The sequence below is a fragment of the Pseudomonas sp. B14(2022) genome (assembly GCF_012030485.1).
GTDB lineage: Bacteria > Pseudomonadota > Gammaproteobacteria > Pseudomonadales > Pseudomonadaceae > Aquipseudomonas.
In genome coordinates, this window is the sequence record NZ_JAAUVM010000022.1 from 78,094 (window position 1) to 92,262 (window position 14,169).

The window sequence follows — 14,169 nt, forward strand, 5'->3', positions numbered from 1 at the left end:
TCGGACATGAATCAAACCAACCTGCAATTCAAGACCCTGCTGTTACTGCTGGCCCTGGTGACCGTCGCCTTTATCTGGATATTGCTGCCGTTCTACGGTGCGGTGTTCTGGGCGGTGATCCTCGGCATCATCTTTGCGCCGATGCAGCGCCGCCTGCAGCAGCGCTTCGGCTGGAACCGCAACCTGACGTCCCTGACCACCTTGATGGTGTGCCTGGTGATCGCGATTCTGCCGGTGATCATTACCAGCGCGTTGCTGGTGCAAGAGGGCGCCACGCTCTACAAAAACGTCGAGAGCGGCAAGCTGGATGTGGCCGGCTATATCGAGCAGTTCAAGAACTTCCTGCCGCCCTATTTCCAGCACCTGCTGGACCGTTTCGGCATGGGCAACCTGGAAGGGCTGCGCGAGAAGATCGTCAAGAGCGCGATGCAGGGCAGTCAGTTCTTTGCGACCCAGGCGTTCAGCTTCGGCCAGGGTACGTTTGATTTCCTGGTGAGTTTTTTCATCATGTTGTACCTGCTGTTCTTCCTGCTGCGCGACGGCCCGGAACTGGTGCGCAAGGTACGCACGGCGGTGCCGTTGGCCGAGCCGCAGAAGCGCCGGTTGCAGCTCAAGTTCAATCGGGTGGTACGGGCGACGGTCAAGGGCAACGTGCTGGTGGCCGTGACCCAGGGGGCGTTGGGTGGTTTGATTTTCTGGTTCCTGGACATTCCCAGTGCGTTGCTCTGGGCGGTGTTGATGGCGTTTCTGTCACTGCTGCCGGCCGTGGGAGCGGGCATTGTGTGGGGGCCGGTGGCCGCCTACTTCCTGTTGAGCGGTTCGATCTGGCAGGGCGTGGTGTTGGCCCTGTTCGGCGTGTTTGTGATCGGCCTGGTGGACAACGTGCTGCGCCCGATCCTGGTGGGCAAGGACACCAAGATGCCCGACTACCTGATCCTGATCTCGACCCTGGGCGGCCTGTCGGTATTCGGCCTCAACGGGTTTGTGATCGGGCCGCTGGTGGCGGCGTTGTTCATGTCCAGTTGGGCGTTGTTTGTCGAAAGCAAGCCGCGGGTCAAGCTGCCGTTGCCTTGAGTCTCAGGCGTGCAGCCTGAAATTCGAGGCCTTTTGCAGTTGTTTTTCGGCGGCGGACAACGACGTGAGCGGGCCGCTGATGGCTTCGCCGTCGCGTACCAGGTACCAGCAGGCGAGCAGGCCCAGCTCCCGAAGCGGGGCGGGGACGGCGCTGCCAATGACGGACATGATTTGAACAGTGGGCATAAGAACCTCCAATCGCTATGGAGGTCACCTTACGGGGCGCTGGCGTTCAGGAAAAATCATCTGGCTCGATAGTCGACATTAACAAAAGGCGTCAGTCGACCACTTGATCGAGCATGCTCACCACTTCCTGCTCATTAAGCAGGCCTTTGCGCACCAGGTTTTCCGCCAGCAGCGCGAGGAACTTGGCGCTGCGGTGGCCTTCCAGGTGCTTGAGCTCCGTGAGGGCGCTGTAGACCTTGCTGGACGTACAGAGGCCGGCGGTGCGATGCGGGTTTTGTGTGGGCATGGTCAGTCGTCCTTGTTGTTATTGAGTGGACAGGATTGATAGTGGGAGTGTGTCGTGACACAAACATGACAGCGTGAGCCTGTTTCGGGCAAGTAGACTTTCGACCTTAATAGTGTGGGATTGCAGCCTGGTCATTGTCCTCAGAGCGACCTTGGCAGGATAAATCCGGACGTTACCCACAAAAAAAGGCCTCGCGAGTGGGCGAGGCCTGTTTCATGTGTGACGGTTGAGACTTACCAGCCGCGGCGGTAGTAACCGTGGGGAGGGCCATAGTAGCCGCGCGGTGGACCGTAATAGACCGGCGCCGGGCGGTAATAAACCTCCTGTTGCACGTACACCGGTGGCGGTGGTGCGTAGTAGACCGGCGGCGGCGCGGCATACACCGGCTGCGGTTGCACGTAGACCGGCTGCTGCACATAGACCTCACGGGGTTGGCTGGCAACCACGGAGCCCACTACGGCGGCGCCGACCAGGGCACCCAAGACGGCTGGGCCACCCCATCCACCACCATGGGCGGAGGCTTGGCCTGCCATAGCGAGTGCACCTACCAGCAAGGCGATCTTGGGGATTGTACGAATCATGGTCATTCCTCGGTTAGCCCCTGCGCTTGTGGTCTGCAATCAATAGACTCAAGTAATGTCGCGGGGATACTTTTAAGACAACGTATTTCTGAAAAACAGCACGGCCGCAAGGTAAAGGTTGTGTAAGGTCTGTACCGATTTGCTTACTCAAAGGAGTTATCCATGCAGATGCACCCCAACAAGGACACCCAACTGTGCATTTCACTGTCGGCGCGTCCCGGGAATTTTGGCCTGCGTTTTCATAACCATCTGTACGAACAGTTAGGGCTGAACTTCTACTATAAAGCCTTCAGCAGCCAGGATTTACCCGGCGCGATAGGTGGTATCCGCGCATTGGGCGTGCGTGGTTGCGGGGTGTCCATGCCCTTCAAGGAGGCTGCCATTGCCTTAGTGGACGAGCTCGACGATTCGGTTCAAGCCATCGACTCCCTGAACACCATCGTGAACACTGACGGGCACCTCAAGGCCTACAACACCGACTACATCGCCATTGAACAACTGCTGAAAAAGCACGCCGTTCCGCAGGACTCGACTTTTGCCCTGCGTGGCAGCGGCGGCATGGCCAAGGCCGTGGCCAGCGCCTTGCGCGACGGTGGTTATGGAAATGGCGTGATCGTGGCGCGCAACGAACTGGCCGGCCGGGCGTTGGCGCAGAATCTTGGGTACGCATGGCAGGCGGAACTGGGCGATTTGCGCCCGCAGATGCTGATCAACGTGACGCCCATCGGCATGACCGGCGGGGCCGAGGCGGATGCCCTGGCATTTGAGGCGGATGCCGTGGATGCAGCTGACACCGTCTTCGATGTGGTAGCGATCCCCGCCGAAACACCACTGATCGTGCGCGGTCGGGCCAAAGGCAAGCGGGTGATCACCGGGCTGGAGGTGATTGCGATCCAGGCGTTGGAGCAGTTTGTGCTTTATACCGGCGTGCGGCCTACGGATGAACAGTTCCAGAAGGCAGTAGCCTTCGCCCGCAACTGAAGGCCACTGCAGCTCTAAATGTGGGAGGGAGCAAGCCCCCTCCCACATGTTTGACCGTGTCAGGCCTGTTCCAGCTGCGCCAATCGTTCTTCCAGAGCTGCAATTCGCGCTTCAAGCTCTTCGATACGATCCAGCGAGACTGCGCCGGCAGAGCGTTCCACCGGGCTTCCCCGCGCGGCGATAATCACCTCGATGTCCGCCGGATCGCCCAGCGCATGGGTATAGCGATCTTCCCGCTGCCCCGCCTGGCGCGGCACCAGCAGCGCCAGCCCGCGGGCAATCAGGCGCTCCAACTGGTGCACCACCTGTTCGGCATCTTCGAAGTCATGCATGCGCCCGCTGCGGGTCAGCAGCTCGTTGACCGTCTGTGGCCCACGCAAGAACAGCAGCCCGGTCAGGATCACCTGGGCCGGCACCAGTTCCAGTGCCTTGTCCACGCGATGCTCCCAGCGGTCGGCGCGGCTGCCCATTACCAGGCGCGTGAAGCCTTGGCCTTCCAGTGCACGCAGACTCTGGCCAACCTGGCCCTGGCTCAGGTTCATCACCGGTTCACGGCTGGTCTTCTGGTTGCAGGCCAGCACCAGGGCGTTGAGGGTCAGGGGGTAGGTTTCCGGGTTGGTCGCCTGTTTTTCGATCAGGCAACCCAGGACGCGAATTTCCGTGCTGTTCAGGCGCGGCTCAGGGGTGTCGGTGTCGTGCTCGGCGGTCATCGCGCTTTCCCTATGCTGTGAACGCACTAGCGTAAGCCGGAAAAAATAAAAGACAAGCGCCTGGCGTGTCTATAATCGCCGCTGGTTCCAACCCTGCCATTACCCATGAGACTGCCATGACTATTTCCCTGTACGCCGCCTCCATCCCCGTCTTCAAGCAAATGCTCACCGCCCTGAGCGATGTGCTGAACAAAGCCGAAGCCCACGCCACCGCCAAAAACATCGAACCCAACGCCTTGCTGCAAGCGCGGCTGTTCCCGGACATGTTCCAACTGGTGCGCCAGGTGCAGATCGCCGTCGACTTCGCCAAGGGCGTTTCCGCACGCCTGGCTGAGATCGAAGTACCGAAATACGAAGATACCGAAGTCACCTTCGCCGACCTGCAAGCGCTGATCGCCAAGGTGCTGGCGTTTGTCGACACCATCAAGCCCGAGCAAGTCGACGGCAAGGAAGGCATCGAGATCATCACCCGCCCAGGCACGCCGAAAGAGAAGCGCTTCAGCGGCCAGTCCTACCTGCTGACCTACGGCCTGCCGCAGTTCTTCTTCCACGTCACCACCGCGTACGCCTTGCTGCGTCACAACGGCGTGGAAGTGGGCAAGCGTGACTACATGGGCGCTTTCTAAGCAGCCAAAAAAAGCCCGGGGTGGTTCAGGAATGAACCGCCCCGGGCTTTTTTACGCCTGGCGTTTAAGCCGTCTGTTCTTCCTTGCCCAGGCACGCGGCCGCCGTAAATAGCACATCGGTGGACGAATTGAGCGCGGTTTCCGCCGAATCCTGCAGCACGCCGATGATGAAGCCTACGGCCACCACCTGCATGGCGATCTCGCTGGGAATGCCGAACAGGCTGCACGCCAGCGGAATCAGCAGCAGTGAGCCGCCGGCCACACCCGACGCGCCACAGGCGCAGATGGCCGCGACCACGCTGAGCAGCACGGCGGTTGGCAGGTCCACGGCAATGCCGAGGGTGTGCACGGCCGCCAGGGTCAACACGGTGATGGTGATCGCGGCACCGGCCATATTGATCGTGGCCCCCAGCGGAATCGACACCGAGTAGGTGTCTTCATGCAGGCCCAGGCGTTTGCTCAAGGCCAGGTTCACCGGGATATTCGCCGCCGAACTGCGGGTGAAAAACGCGGTGATGCCGCTTTCGCGCAGGCACATCAACACCAGCGGGTAGGGGTTGCGACGCAGTTTCCAGAACACGATGGCCGGGTTGACCACCAGTGCTACGAACAGCATGCAGCCGATCAGCACCACCAGCAGGTGGGCGTAGCCGAGCAGGGCGCCGAAGCCCGAGGTGGCGAGTGTCGAAGCCACCAGGCCGAAGATACCCAGCGGGGCGAAGCGGATCACCACGCGCACGATCAGGGTTACACCGTTGGACAGGTCGTCGAGCACCGTGCGGGTGGTTGCTCCGGCATGACGTATGGCAATGCCCATGCCGATGGCCCAGGCCAGGATGCCGATGAAGTTGGCGTTCATCAGCGCGCTGACGGGGTTGTCCACCACGCTCAACAGCAGGCTTTGCAAGACCTCGCCGATGCCGCCGGGGGCGCTCACGGTGGCGTCATGGGAGGCGAGCACCAGCGATGAGGGAAACCACATGCTGGCAATCACCGCCACCACGGCGGCGGCAAAAGTGCCCAGCAGGTACAGGAACAGAATCGGCTTGATATGGGTTTCCTGGCCGTGTTTATGGTTGGCGATCGACGCCATCACCAGCACAAATACCAGGATCGGCGCCACGGCCTTGAGCGCGGTAACAAATACCTTGCCGATAAACCCGGAGGCCTTGGCCGCCTCGGGCAATAGCAGGGCCAGCAGGATGCCGGCGATCAAGCCGATGACGATTTGCGTGACCAGGCTGAGGCGGGCCAGGCGTTGGAAAAGAGAAGGGGCAGCAGTCATATGAAGGTTGTCTCTAGTTTTTTTAAAGGGCGCAGCAATGCAGGCGGAAAGGGCTGTAGGAAGCAGGTCGCGAAGTCTAGCATGCCGCTGGACCTGGCCCGGCCGCTGCGGCATTGGGTCGCCGGGGCTTCGCAAAAGCCGGACATACTCTGTTAAGATTGGTCTCTCTCACCTTTCCTTTCTGTCAGCGGGCCCTTCGGGCTGCCGTTGATGTCGTCGTTTCTGGAGTTTTCATGCTGTTTCCCATCCTGCTGCTGTCGGCCGCCGGCTTTACCGTGCTGACCACAGAGTTCGTTATCGTCGGCCTGTTGCCCTCCATTGCCCGGGACCTCAACGTCAGCGTGTCCCAGGCTGGCCTGCTGGTCACCTTGTTCGCGTTTACCGTCGCGGCCTTTGGCCCGTTTCTGACCGCGTACTGCGCCCGTTTCCCACGCAAGCGTCTGTTTATCAGCATCCTGATCCTGTTCGGCGTGGCCAATACCGTGGCCGCATTGGCGCCGAACATTTGGGTGATGGCGTTGGCGCGCTTGATCCCGGCCCTGGGCCTGCCGGTGTTTTGGGCTCTGGCCAGTGAAACGGCGGTGGATATCGTCGGCCCCGAATACGCCGGGCGCGCCATCGAGAAGATCGGCTTCGGCATCGTCTGCGCCACGGTGTTCGGGATTCCGGTGGGCACGCTGATTTCCGATATGTCCGGCTGGCGCTCCGCGTTTGCCATCCTCGCCGTGGTCGCGTTGGCCAAGGCCTTGCTGCTGTTTATCTACTTGCCCGTGACCCAGCCGAAGAACGACCAGGTGTCGTTGCGCTCGCAGTTCAAGATCCTGCGCAACCCGCTGATGCAGGGCCATATCCTGCTGTCGATCCTGGTGTTCAGCGGCATGTTTACGGCTTATACCTACCTGGCGGACATCCTTGAGCGCCTGGCCGGTTTCGACGGCACGCTGGTGGGTTGGTGCCTGATGGGCTTCGGCGCGGTCGGGCTGATCGGCAACTCCCTGGGCGGGCGTGCGGTGGACCGTCACCCGCTGATCGCTTCCATGGTGTTCTGCGGTTTCATGATCGCCGGCATGGTCGCGCTGGTGCCGGCGATTCACTCCACGGTCGGCCTGGCGGCGGCGATGGCGGTGTGGGGCGTGACCCAGGCGGCGATGTTCCTGGTCAGCCATGTACGGCTGATGAAGGCCGCACCCCATGCGCCGGCGTTCGCGGCGTCGTTGAATATCGCCGGGGCCAACCTGGGGATCGGCCTGGGGGCTATGGTCGGCGGGCATGTGATCGACACCCTCGGCCTGGGCAGCCTGGGCTTTGCCGCTTCCGGGTTTATCCTGGTGTCGATCCTGCTGGCGCTGTGGCTGATGACCGCCAGGCAAGCGGTCGCGTCCAACGCCTGAACGCTCAGGGCAGGGCGGTAAACAACTCTCGCCGTGCACCTTCGGTAATTGCCACGATGCCGGGGTGCTTGACCTTGCGCTCCACCGAGATCGCGTAGAACGACTCGGTGACGGCATCGGTCTGGCCAATCAACGCCACGCCGTACTGGCGCACCACCTCATCGGCGATCACGCTGGGCGCGATAAAGATCCCGCTGCCGGATTGGCCGAAGGCCTGCATCAAGGCGCTGTCATCGAACTCGCCGATGATCCTGGGCTGGATCTGCTGCTCGGCAAACCAACGCTGCAGGCGGCTGCGCACCACGGTTTCCGCGCCGGGGATCAACAAGGGCGCGCCGTGCAGGCACTTTGGGAAATCTCCGGCGTACCTGTCAGCCAATGCCTGGGTGGCGAAAAAACTGATGCCACATTCCCCCAGTTTCTGGCTGTAGCCCTTGATATCCAGGTGCGAGGGCATGGGGCTGTCGGAGATCACCAGGTCCAGGCGCTGGATCGCGAGGTCGGCCAATAAACGCTCCAATTTGTCTTCACGACAGGTAATGCGCAGGGGCTCGCTCAGTTCCATGGTTGGCGCGATCAGCCGGTACACGATGGACTTGGGCACCACATCCGCCACTCCGACCCGAAACAGGATCTGTTGCTCATTGGGCTGCGCGCGCAGCATCGCCTCCAGTTCATTGCCGGTCTGGAACATCTGTTCGGCATAGGGCAGGGCCTGGCGCCCGGCTTCGGTGAGTTCAAGCTGGCGGCCTACCCGTTGAAACAACGCAATCCCGTAGGTTTGCTCCAGCAGGCTGATCTGCCCGCTGATGGTCTGGGGCGTGAGGTTCAGTTGCTCGCAGGCGCGCACGATGCTGCCGGTCTTGGCCACTACCCAGAAGTAATGCAACTGTCGGTAATTGAGCATGATGATCGTCACTTCGTAAAAATCGAAGTATACGCGAGAAAAATACGAATTTTCCTGAACTGTTCGCCTGCATAGAATGCCTCGCTATCGCGGGGCCACTATTTGGACCCAATGGTTCTAATGAGGAAGACATCATGAAACTCAGTTCCCTGGGCGCGGCATCGTTACTTGCGCTTTCATTGGTGATGATCAGTGGTTGCGATCAGGTCGAAAAAAGCGCGCAACAAGTCATGGGCAAGGCCACCGAGTCGGCCAAGCAAGCCATCGATGACACCCAGAAAGCTGCCGAGCAGGCATTGAGCGAAGCGACAAACGGCCTGATCAATCCACAAAAAAAGGATGATCAGGAACAAAACGAGTCTGAATCGAACACCAAAGAAACCTAATCTCCCCGCACAACGTCAGGACTGACCTATGGATTACCTTTTACAACTGGCCGCCAGCCCCACCGCCTGGATCGCCCTGGCCACCTTGATCGTGATGGAAATCGTGCTGGGCATCGATAACCTGATCTTTATCTCGATCCTCACCAACAAATTGCCCGAGAAGCATCGGGCCAAGGCGCGACGCATCGGTATCAGCATGGCGTTGGTGTTGCGCCTGGGCCTGTTGAGCACCATTGCGTTTATCGTGCAATTGACTACGCCGGTGTTCGAAGTACTCGGCCAGGCGTTCTCGTGGAAGGACATGATCCTGATCGCCGGTGGCCTGTTCCTGGTCTGGAAGGCCACCACCGAGATCCATCACAGCATGGACCCGGAGCCTGAAGAGAAGACCAGCACCGGCAATGTCGTGGCCATTGGCTTTGCTGCGGCCATCGGGCAGATCCTCTTGCTTGACCTGGTGTTCTCCATCGACAGCATCATTACCGCCGTGGGCATGACCGAGCACTTGCCGATCATGATCATCGCCGTGGTGACCTCGGTGATCGTGATGCTGGTGGCGGCTGAGCCGTTGGCCAAGTTCATCAACGACAACCCGACCGTGGTGATGCTGGCCCTGGGCTTCCTGATCATGATCGGCATGACGCTGATCGCCGAAGGTTTCGGTGCCCATGTGCCTAAAGGCTACGTGTACGCGGCCATGGCGTTCTCGGCGGCCATTGAGTGCCTGAACATCGCCCGGCGCAATCGCCACAAGCGTCTGCTCGCTGCCCGGCAGTAACGCTGCAACCCAAAAGGCCGGCTGTGCTCACAAGAGCCCAGCCGGCTTTTTGCTGTCTGTTAGAATCCGCCCACTTGATAGCTTGAGGTCCACCATGAACGAGCCGATTCGCCTTACCCAGTACAGCCATGGCGCGGGTTGTGGCTGCAAGATTTCGCCCCAGGTGCTGGAAGTGATCCTGGCTGGCAGCGGCGCGCAGAACCTCGACCCCAACCTGTGGGTGGGCAACGCCTCTCGCGATGACGCGGCGGTGTACGCCATCGACGACGAGCGCGGCGTGGTCTCCACCACTGACTTTTTCATGCCGATTGTCGATGACCCCTTCGACTTCGGCCGCATCGCCGCCACCAACGCCATCAGTGACATCTACGCCATGGGCGGCGACCCGTTGATGGCCATCGCCATTCTCGGCTGGCCGGTGAACGTGCTGGCGCCGGAGATCGCCCGTGAAGTGATCCGTGGCGGCCGCTCGGTGTGCGACGAAGCTGGCATTCCCCTGGCGGGCGGGCACTCCATTGACGCTCCCGAGCCGATTTTCGGCCTGGCCGTCACCGGCATCGTGCAAAAACGCCATATGAAGCGCAACGACACCGCCACCGTGGGTTGCCGCCTGTACCTGACCAAACCGTTGGGAATCGGCATCCTCACCACCGCCGAAAAGAAGGGCAAGTTGCGTGAGGCGGATATCGGCCTGGCCCGTGACTGGATGTGCACCCTCAACAAACCCGGCAGCCGTTTCGGCAAGTTGGCCGGTGTGACGGCAATGACGGATGTCACCGGTTTCGGCCTGTTGGGCCACCTGGTGGAGATGGCGGACGGCAGCGCTGTGACCGCACGCATCGAATACGACAAAGTGCCACGTCTGCCCGGAATCGAGGACTACCTGGACCAGGGCTGCATGCCGGGCGGTACGTTGCGCAACTTCGACAGCTACTCGAGCAAACTCGGGCGCCTGCAGGAATTGCACAAACGCGTGCTGTGCGACCCGCAGACCAGCGGTGGCCTGCTGATCGCCGTGACCCCGGAAGGCGACGCAGAATTCCACGCGGTCGCCGCCGAGCTGGGCCTGGACCTTGAGCCCATCGGCGAACTGGTTGAGCGACAGACCCACGCGGTAGAGGTGTTTTGATGGCAACTGACATCACCGATTACCGCGACATTTTCCTCAACGACCGGCCGATGATGGACACCCGTGCACCGGTCGAATTCGCCAAGGGCGCGTTCCCAGGCGTGATCAACCTGCCGTTGATGACCGATGACGAGCGTCAACGCGTCGGCACCTGCTACAAGCAGCAGGGCCAGCAAGCCGCCATTGTGCTGGGGCATGAGCTGGTGTCGGGGGCGATCAAGGCTGAACGTATCGAACAATGGGCGCGGTTTGCCCAGGCCAATCCCGATGGTTTCTTGTACTGCTTCCGTGGCGGGCTGCGTTCGCAGATCGTGCAGCAATGGTTGAAGACCGAAGCCGGTATCGAGTACCCACGGGTCGGCGGTGGCTACAAGGCCATGCGGACCTTCCTGCTGGAGACCCTTGACCAGGCGGCAGCCCAATGTGATTTCGTGCTGCTGGGTGGCATGACCGGCACCGGCAAGACCGAAGTGCTGGGCCAGTTGCGCAACGCCCTGGACCTGGAAGGCCATGCCAACCATCGCGGTTCCAGCTTCGGCAAGCGCGCCACCGTGCAACCTTCCAACATCGACTTCGAAAACCGCCTGGCGGTGGACCTGCTGAAAAAACGCGCGGGCGGTATCGAGCAGTTTGTGGTCGAGGATGAAAGCCGCATGATCGGCAGCTGCGCGCTGCCGTTGCCGTTGCACAAGGGCATGCAGACCTTTCCGATGGTGTGGCTGGAAGACAGCGTCGAAGGCCGCGTCGAGCGCATCCTGCGCGACTACGTCGTTGACCTGTGCGCGGAGTTCATCGCGGTATTTGGTGAGCAGGGCCAGGCGTTGTTTGCCGAGCGCCTGACCCAGAGCCTGGCCAATATCCACAAGCGCCTGGGCGGCGAGCGCTTCCAGCGGTTGCAGGCGATCATGCAGGATGCCCTGGCGGAACAGTTGCGCAGCGGCGCCGTGGACCTGCATCGCGCCTGGATTGAAGGGCTGTTGCGCGAGTATTACGACCCGATGTACGCCTTCCAGCGTGAAAGCAAAGGCGCACGGATCGAGTTTGCGGGAGAGCAGGGCGCCGTCACGGCCTATCTGCGCGAGCGCGCCTTTAGAGGATAAACGCGCCGATCAACCCGCACACCACGCCTACCAGCATGGTCAGCCCGGCCACCGTCACCAGGACCCGCGCATCGAAATCCTTGCGCAGCATCAACAGCGACGGCAGGCTCACGCTGGGCAGGGTCATCAGCAGGGCCACGGCGGGACCTGTGCCCATGCCCAGGGTCATCATGGTTTGTACGATGGGGATCTCTGCCGCTGTAGGAATTACGAACAGCGTGCCGACAATCGCCAGGGGCACCAGCCATACCAGGCTATTGGTCATGGCGCCGTCCACATGGGGGAACAGCCAGACCCGCGCGGCGCCGAGTACCAGCACCGCCAGGATATAGATCGGTATGGTGCTCCAGAACAGCTGCCACAGGGTACGCAGCCACCGACTGAAGAACGGTTGCGCTTCGACCTGGCTGGCCTCGGCCACGGCGTCCAGTGCGACTTCCGGCACCTGATCCGGCCGCGCGATGCGCTGCGCCACCAGCGACACACCCACCACCAGCACAATGCCCGCCACCAGCCGCAAGGCGGTAAAGCCCCAGCCCAGTACAAAGCCCATGAACACCAGCGTCGCCGGGTTCAGCACCGGGTTGGCAATCCAGAAGGCCAGTGCCGCACCCACCGACACTTGCTGGCGGCGCATGCCCGCCGCGACGGGGGCCGCGCAGCAACTGCACATCATCCCCGGCAAGGCGAACAGCCCGCCGCGCAGGGTCGAGCCCAGCCCGGCACGGCCAAACAGGCGCAGCAACCAGTCTCGGGGGATCAGCACTTGCAGCAACGAGCCGAGAATCACCGCCAGTACGGCGGCTTTCCAGATCGCGAGGAAATACACCTGGGCATAGGCCAGCGCCGCTGCCAGGGGCGAGCTTTGCTGATCGTTGAGGATCGAGGCGCCGATGCTGTGGTTGTCAGCGGCAACAAACGCCTTGAAGTAGTAGGGCGACCACTTCACGTAGTAGAGGCCGACGCAGGCCACCAATAGGAAGAGGGCAGGTTTCCACCAGAACGACCAGCCCCGGACGGGCTGGGTGGAGGCGAGGTTGGGCATGGGGGAGGGTCCGCAGATGAGTCAATAGCGGTGCATCATACGCCCTCAGCTATCGGCACTCACCTGTGTTGGCTGCGGGCAGGTTTCGTCACCGTCGTTCAAGCCCTGCTTGTAGTTGCGGCTGAGCAGCGAGGCTTTGCCGTTGTGCCAGGTCAGCGTCAGTACATACAGCGTGTCGTAGTCGCTGCCGGACCAGTCGTCGGTAATCGTGTGTTTTTCGCCGGAGGCCTCACTTGCCACCTTGTTGATCAGTTCCGGCAGGTAGCCGTGGGACCACGCGGTGTAGATGGTGGCATTGTGGTATTTGTCTTCCACCAGCTCGTCGGCCAGGTCGCCGGTGTCGTTGGCCGAGAATTTGATGTTCACCGGCAGGCCCAACTTGATGGCGCTGGGGCTGATGGTCATCAACGGGCGAATATAGCTGTAGGAATTGTCCAGCTCACCTTCCTCGACGTTGCGGGTCGGGTTGGCGGCAAACACGAAGTTGGCCTTGCCGAATTTTTCCGGCAGCAAGGTGGCCAGGTTCATTGCTCGGTTCAAACCCTGGCAATTGAGTTGGCCCAGGCCGCCGGCAGGTTTTTCGGCGTGGCGCAGGAACACCAGGGTTTGTACGCCGTCCACCGGTTGGGCGCGGCTTTCGCGGGCGTCGAGGGCGGCGACCATGGCGCCGCTCACCAGCAAAAGTGGCAACATGATGTAAGAATACTGTTTGAGTCGTTGCACAAGGCGCGGAGGCTTGATCTTCATTATAGGTTCGAGTCTTCGTGCGTCACGTTAAGGCGGACAAGCCTGGCCCCAGTGACGCCTGGGGGCGTCCTGCGGTGTTCCGTGTCGATATAGCGAGGTGCCTCCATTCACCGTTTGGGCGCACTTAAGAGTGCACTCGGGCGTATTGGTTCGCCCATGCGGGATAATAGCCGGGGGATGTTGCGCATTGATGACCCATGCAGGACACCGCTCAGATGACTATCATGGGGGCTTTCTGCCTCAGGGATCATCTCGATGAACTCAATCGCCGCCTTCCCGATCAACAGTAAATGGCCCGCCGAGCATCCGGAGCGCCTGCAACTGTACTCGCTGCCCACGCCCAACGGGGTAAAAGTCTCGATCATGCTCGAAGAACTGGGCCTGCCTTATGAGGCGCACAAGGTCAGTTTCGAGACCCAGGACCAGTTTTCCCCCGAGTTCCTGTCCCTGAATCCCAACAACAAAATCCCCGCGATCATCGACCCCGACGGCCCGGCCGGCCGGCCGCTGGCACTGTTCGAGTCCGGCGCGATCCTGATCTACCTGGCAGAAAAAACCAGCCAGTTGCTCTCCGAAGATCCGGCGACACGTTATGAAACGATTCAATGGCTGATGTTCCAGATGGGCGGCATCGGCCCCATGTTCGGCCAGCTGGGGTTCTTCAACAAATTTGCCGGCAAGGCCTACGAAGACAAACGCCCCCGCGACCGTTATGCCGCCGAATCCCGGCGCTTGCTGGAGGTGCTGGAAAAGCGCCTGCTCGGCCGCACCTGGATCATGGGTGATGACTACAGCATCGCCGACATCGCCACCTTCCCCTGGATTCGCAACCTGATCGGTTTCTATGAATCGGGCGATTTGGTCGGCATTGCCGACTTCCCTAACGTACTGCGCGCGCTGGACGGCTTCGTCGCCCGGCCGGCGGTTATCCGTGGCCTGAGTATTCCGAACTGACGT

At 61.2% G+C, this 14,169-nt stretch carries 17 protein-coding genes; 9 read left to right on the plus strand and 8 right to left on the minus strand.

The window, feature by feature from the left end; genetic code table 11:
• The first annotated feature begins 6 nt into the window (after window positions 1-6).
• Complete coding sequence (locus tag HCF10_RS25225) at window positions 7-1,074, plus strand: AI-2E family transporter (protein ID WP_131700011.1); 1,068 nt, start codon at window positions 7-9, stop codon at window positions 1,072-1,074.
• Between the two features lie 3 nt (window positions 1,075-1,077).
• Here HCF10_RS25225 and HCF10_RS25230 read toward each other — a convergent pair whose 3' ends face one another.
• The 3 genes from HCF10_RS25230 to HCF10_RS25240 all read right to left on the minus strand — a co-directional run bounded on the left by HCF10_RS25230 (window position 1,078) and on the right by HCF10_RS25240 (window position 2,133).
• Window positions 1,078-1,260 (minus strand): hypothetical protein, encoded by a 183-nt coding sequence (locus HCF10_RS25230; protein WP_145337083.1) that lies wholly within the window; start codon window positions 1,258-1,260, stop codon window positions 1,078-1,080.
• A gap of 91 nt (window positions 1,261-1,351) precedes the next feature.
• Complete coding sequence (locus HCF10_RS25235) at window positions 1,352-1,546, minus strand: hypothetical protein (protein ID WP_003173044.1); 195 nt, start codon at window positions 1,544-1,546, stop codon at window positions 1,352-1,354.
• A gap of 233 nt (window positions 1,547-1,779) precedes the next feature.
• Entirely contained in the window at window positions 1,780-2,133 is a 354-nt protein-coding gene (locus HCF10_RS25240) for a hypothetical protein (RefSeq protein ID WP_027603153.1), read from the minus strand.
• A 156-nt stretch (window positions 2,134-2,289) separates the two neighbouring features.
• On the opposite strand from HCF10_RS25240, the gene HCF10_RS25245 reads away from it, so the two are divergent.
• The gene (locus tag HCF10_RS25245; protein WP_167656647.1) at window positions 2,290-3,108 is read left to right on the plus strand and encodes a shikimate 5-dehydrogenase; all 819 of its coding nucleotides are present in this window, start codon (window positions 2,290-2,292) and stop codon (window positions 3,106-3,108) included.
• A gap of 59 nt (window positions 3,109-3,167) precedes the next feature.
• Here HCF10_RS25245 and HCF10_RS25250 read toward each other — a convergent pair whose 3' ends face one another.
• Window positions 3,168-3,818, minus strand: a complete 651-nt coding sequence (locus HCF10_RS25250) for a YceH family protein (RefSeq protein WP_065926946.1) — start codon at window positions 3,816-3,818, stop codon at window positions 3,168-3,170.
• A 116-nt stretch (window positions 3,819-3,934) separates the two neighbouring features.
• Between HCF10_RS25250 and HCF10_RS25255 the strand changes: the two genes are divergently transcribed.
• A complete protein-coding gene (locus tag HCF10_RS25255; RefSeq protein WP_071483466.1) occupies window positions 3,935-4,444 on the plus strand; it encodes a DUF1993 domain-containing protein in 510 nt (169 codons plus the stop codon).
• Window positions 4,445-4,508: 64 nt separating this feature from the next.
• Here the strand turns inward: HCF10_RS25255 and sstT are convergent, their stop codons facing one another.
• The gene (gene sstT / locus HCF10_RS25260) at window positions 4,509-5,729 is read right to left on the minus strand and encodes a serine/threonine transporter SstT (RefSeq protein WP_145337085.1); all 1,221 of its coding nucleotides are present in this window, start codon (window positions 5,727-5,729) and stop codon (window positions 4,509-4,511) included.
• Window positions 5,730-5,962: 233 nt separating this feature from the next.
• Between sstT and HCF10_RS25265 the strand changes: the two genes are divergently transcribed.
• Window positions 5,963-7,120, plus strand: coding sequence for an MFS transporter (locus HCF10_RS25265; RefSeq protein ID WP_145337086.1), 1,158 nt, complete (start codon window positions 5,963-5,965; stop codon window positions 7,118-7,120).
• A 4-nt stretch (window positions 7,121-7,124) separates the two neighbouring features.
• Here HCF10_RS25265 and nhaR read toward each other — a convergent pair whose 3' ends face one another.
• A complete protein-coding gene (gene nhaR, locus HCF10_RS25270) occupies window positions 7,125-8,027 on the minus strand; it encodes a transcriptional activator NhaR (RefSeq protein WP_131700007.1) in 903 nt (300 codons plus the stop codon).
• A 134-nt stretch (window positions 8,028-8,161) separates the two neighbouring features.
• Between nhaR and HCF10_RS25275 the strand changes: the two genes are divergently transcribed.
• From HCF10_RS25275 to mnmH, 4 genes are all read left to right on the plus strand, one after another.
• The gene (locus HCF10_RS25275) at window positions 8,162-8,413 is read left to right on the plus strand and encodes a hypothetical protein (RefSeq protein WP_131700006.1); all 252 of its coding nucleotides are present in this window, start codon (window positions 8,162-8,164) and stop codon (window positions 8,411-8,413) included.
• Between the two features lie 28 nt (window positions 8,414-8,441).
• Complete coding sequence (locus HCF10_RS25280) at window positions 8,442-9,191, plus strand: TerC family protein (protein WP_065926954.1); 750 nt, start codon at window positions 8,442-8,444, stop codon at window positions 9,189-9,191.
• Between the two features lie 94 nt (window positions 9,192-9,285).
• On the plus strand, window positions 9,286-10,320 hold the full coding sequence (selD, locus tag HCF10_RS25285; protein WP_131700005.1) for a selenide, water dikinase SelD: 1,035 nt from the start codon (window positions 9,286-9,288) through the stop codon (window positions 10,318-10,320).
• Complete coding sequence (gene mnmH / locus HCF10_RS25290; RefSeq protein WP_145337088.1) at window positions 10,320-11,420, plus strand: tRNA 2-selenouridine(34) synthase MnmH; 1,101 nt, start codon at window positions 10,320-10,322, stop codon at window positions 11,418-11,420. Before selD ends, mnmH begins: the two co-directional genes overlap by 1 nt.
• Here the strand turns inward: mnmH and HCF10_RS25295 are convergent.
• Together HCF10_RS25295 and HCF10_RS25300 are read right to left on the minus strand one after the other, a co-directional pair.
• The gene (locus HCF10_RS25295) at window positions 11,410-12,465 is read right to left on the minus strand and encodes a permease (protein WP_092489737.1); all 1,056 of its coding nucleotides are present in this window, start codon (window positions 12,463-12,465) and stop codon (window positions 11,410-11,412) included. The two genes, mnmH and HCF10_RS25295, sit on opposite strands and share 11 nt — an antisense overlap.
• Before the next feature lie 45 nt (window positions 12,466-12,510).
• Window positions 12,511-13,212: a histidine phosphatase family protein gene (locus HCF10_RS25300; protein ID WP_131700002.1), complete on the minus strand. Its 702-nt coding sequence runs from the start codon at window positions 13,210-13,212 to the stop codon at window positions 12,511-12,513.
• A gap of 255 nt (window positions 13,213-13,467) precedes the next feature.
• On the opposite strand from HCF10_RS25300, the gene HCF10_RS25305 reads away from it, so the two are divergent.
• On the plus strand, window positions 13,468-14,166 hold the full coding sequence (locus HCF10_RS25305; protein ID WP_167656648.1) for a glutathione S-transferase N-terminal domain-containing protein: 699 nt from the start codon (window positions 13,468-13,470) through the stop codon (window positions 14,164-14,166).
• Window positions 14,167-14,169 lie beyond the last annotated feature (3 nt).

What these genes read in the sequence shown, in the direction of transcription:
- HCF10_RS25225 (WP_131700011.1), top strand. Translation starts at nt 7, where the DNA reads ATGAATCAAACCAACCTGCAATTCAAGACCCTGCTGTTACTGCTGGCC.
- HCF10_RS25230 (WP_145337083.1), bottom strand. Translation starts at nt 1,260, where the DNA reads ATGCCCACTGTTCAAATCATGTCCGTCATTGGCAGCGCCGTCCCCGCC.
- HCF10_RS25235 (WP_003173044.1), bottom strand. Translation starts at nt 1,546, where the DNA reads ATGCCCACACAAAACCCGCATCGCACCGCCGGCCTCTGTACGTCCAGC.
- HCF10_RS25240 (WP_027603153.1), bottom strand. Translation starts at nt 2,133, where the DNA reads ATGACCATGATTCGTACAATCCCCAAGATCGCCTTGCTGGTAGGTGCA.
- HCF10_RS25245 (WP_167656647.1), top strand. Translation starts at nt 2,290, where the DNA reads ATGCAGATGCACCCCAACAAGGACACCCAACTGTGCATTTCACTGTCG.
- HCF10_RS25250 (WP_065926946.1), bottom strand. Translation starts at nt 3,818, where the DNA reads ATGACCGCCGAGCACGACACCGACACCCCTGAGCCGCGCCTGAACAGC.
- HCF10_RS25255 (WP_071483466.1), top strand. Translation starts at nt 3,935, where the DNA reads ATGACTATTTCCCTGTACGCCGCCTCCATCCCCGTCTTCAAGCAAATG.
- sstT (WP_145337085.1), bottom strand. Translation starts at nt 5,729, where the DNA reads ATGACTGCTGCCCCTTCTCTTTTCCAACGCCTGGCCCGCCTCAGCCTG.
- HCF10_RS25265 (WP_145337086.1), top strand. Translation starts at nt 5,963, where the DNA reads ATGCTGTTTCCCATCCTGCTGCTGTCGGCCGCCGGCTTTACCGTGCTG.
- nhaR (WP_131700007.1), bottom strand. Translation starts at nt 8,027, where the DNA reads ATGCTCAATTACCGACAGTTGCATTACTTCTGGGTAGTGGCCAAGACC.
- HCF10_RS25275 (WP_131700006.1), top strand. Translation starts at nt 8,162, where the DNA reads ATGAAACTCAGTTCCCTGGGCGCGGCATCGTTACTTGCGCTTTCATTG.
- HCF10_RS25280 (WP_065926954.1), top strand. Translation starts at nt 8,442, where the DNA reads ATGGATTACCTTTTACAACTGGCCGCCAGCCCCACCGCCTGGATCGCC.
- selD (WP_131700005.1), top strand. Translation starts at nt 9,286, where the DNA reads ATGAACGAGCCGATTCGCCTTACCCAGTACAGCCATGGCGCGGGTTGT.
- mnmH (WP_145337088.1), top strand. Translation starts at nt 10,320, where the DNA reads ATGGCAACTGACATCACCGATTACCGCGACATTTTCCTCAACGACCGG.
- HCF10_RS25295 (WP_092489737.1), bottom strand. Translation starts at nt 12,465, where the DNA reads ATGCCCAACCTCGCCTCCACCCAGCCCGTCCGGGGCTGGTCGTTCTGG.
- HCF10_RS25300 (WP_131700002.1), bottom strand. Translation starts at nt 13,212, where the DNA reads ATGAAGATCAAGCCTCCGCGCCTTGTGCAACGACTCAAACAGTATTCT.
- HCF10_RS25305 (WP_167656648.1), top strand. Translation starts at nt 13,468, where the DNA reads ATGAACTCAATCGCCGCCTTCCCGATCAACAGTAAATGGCCCGCCGAG.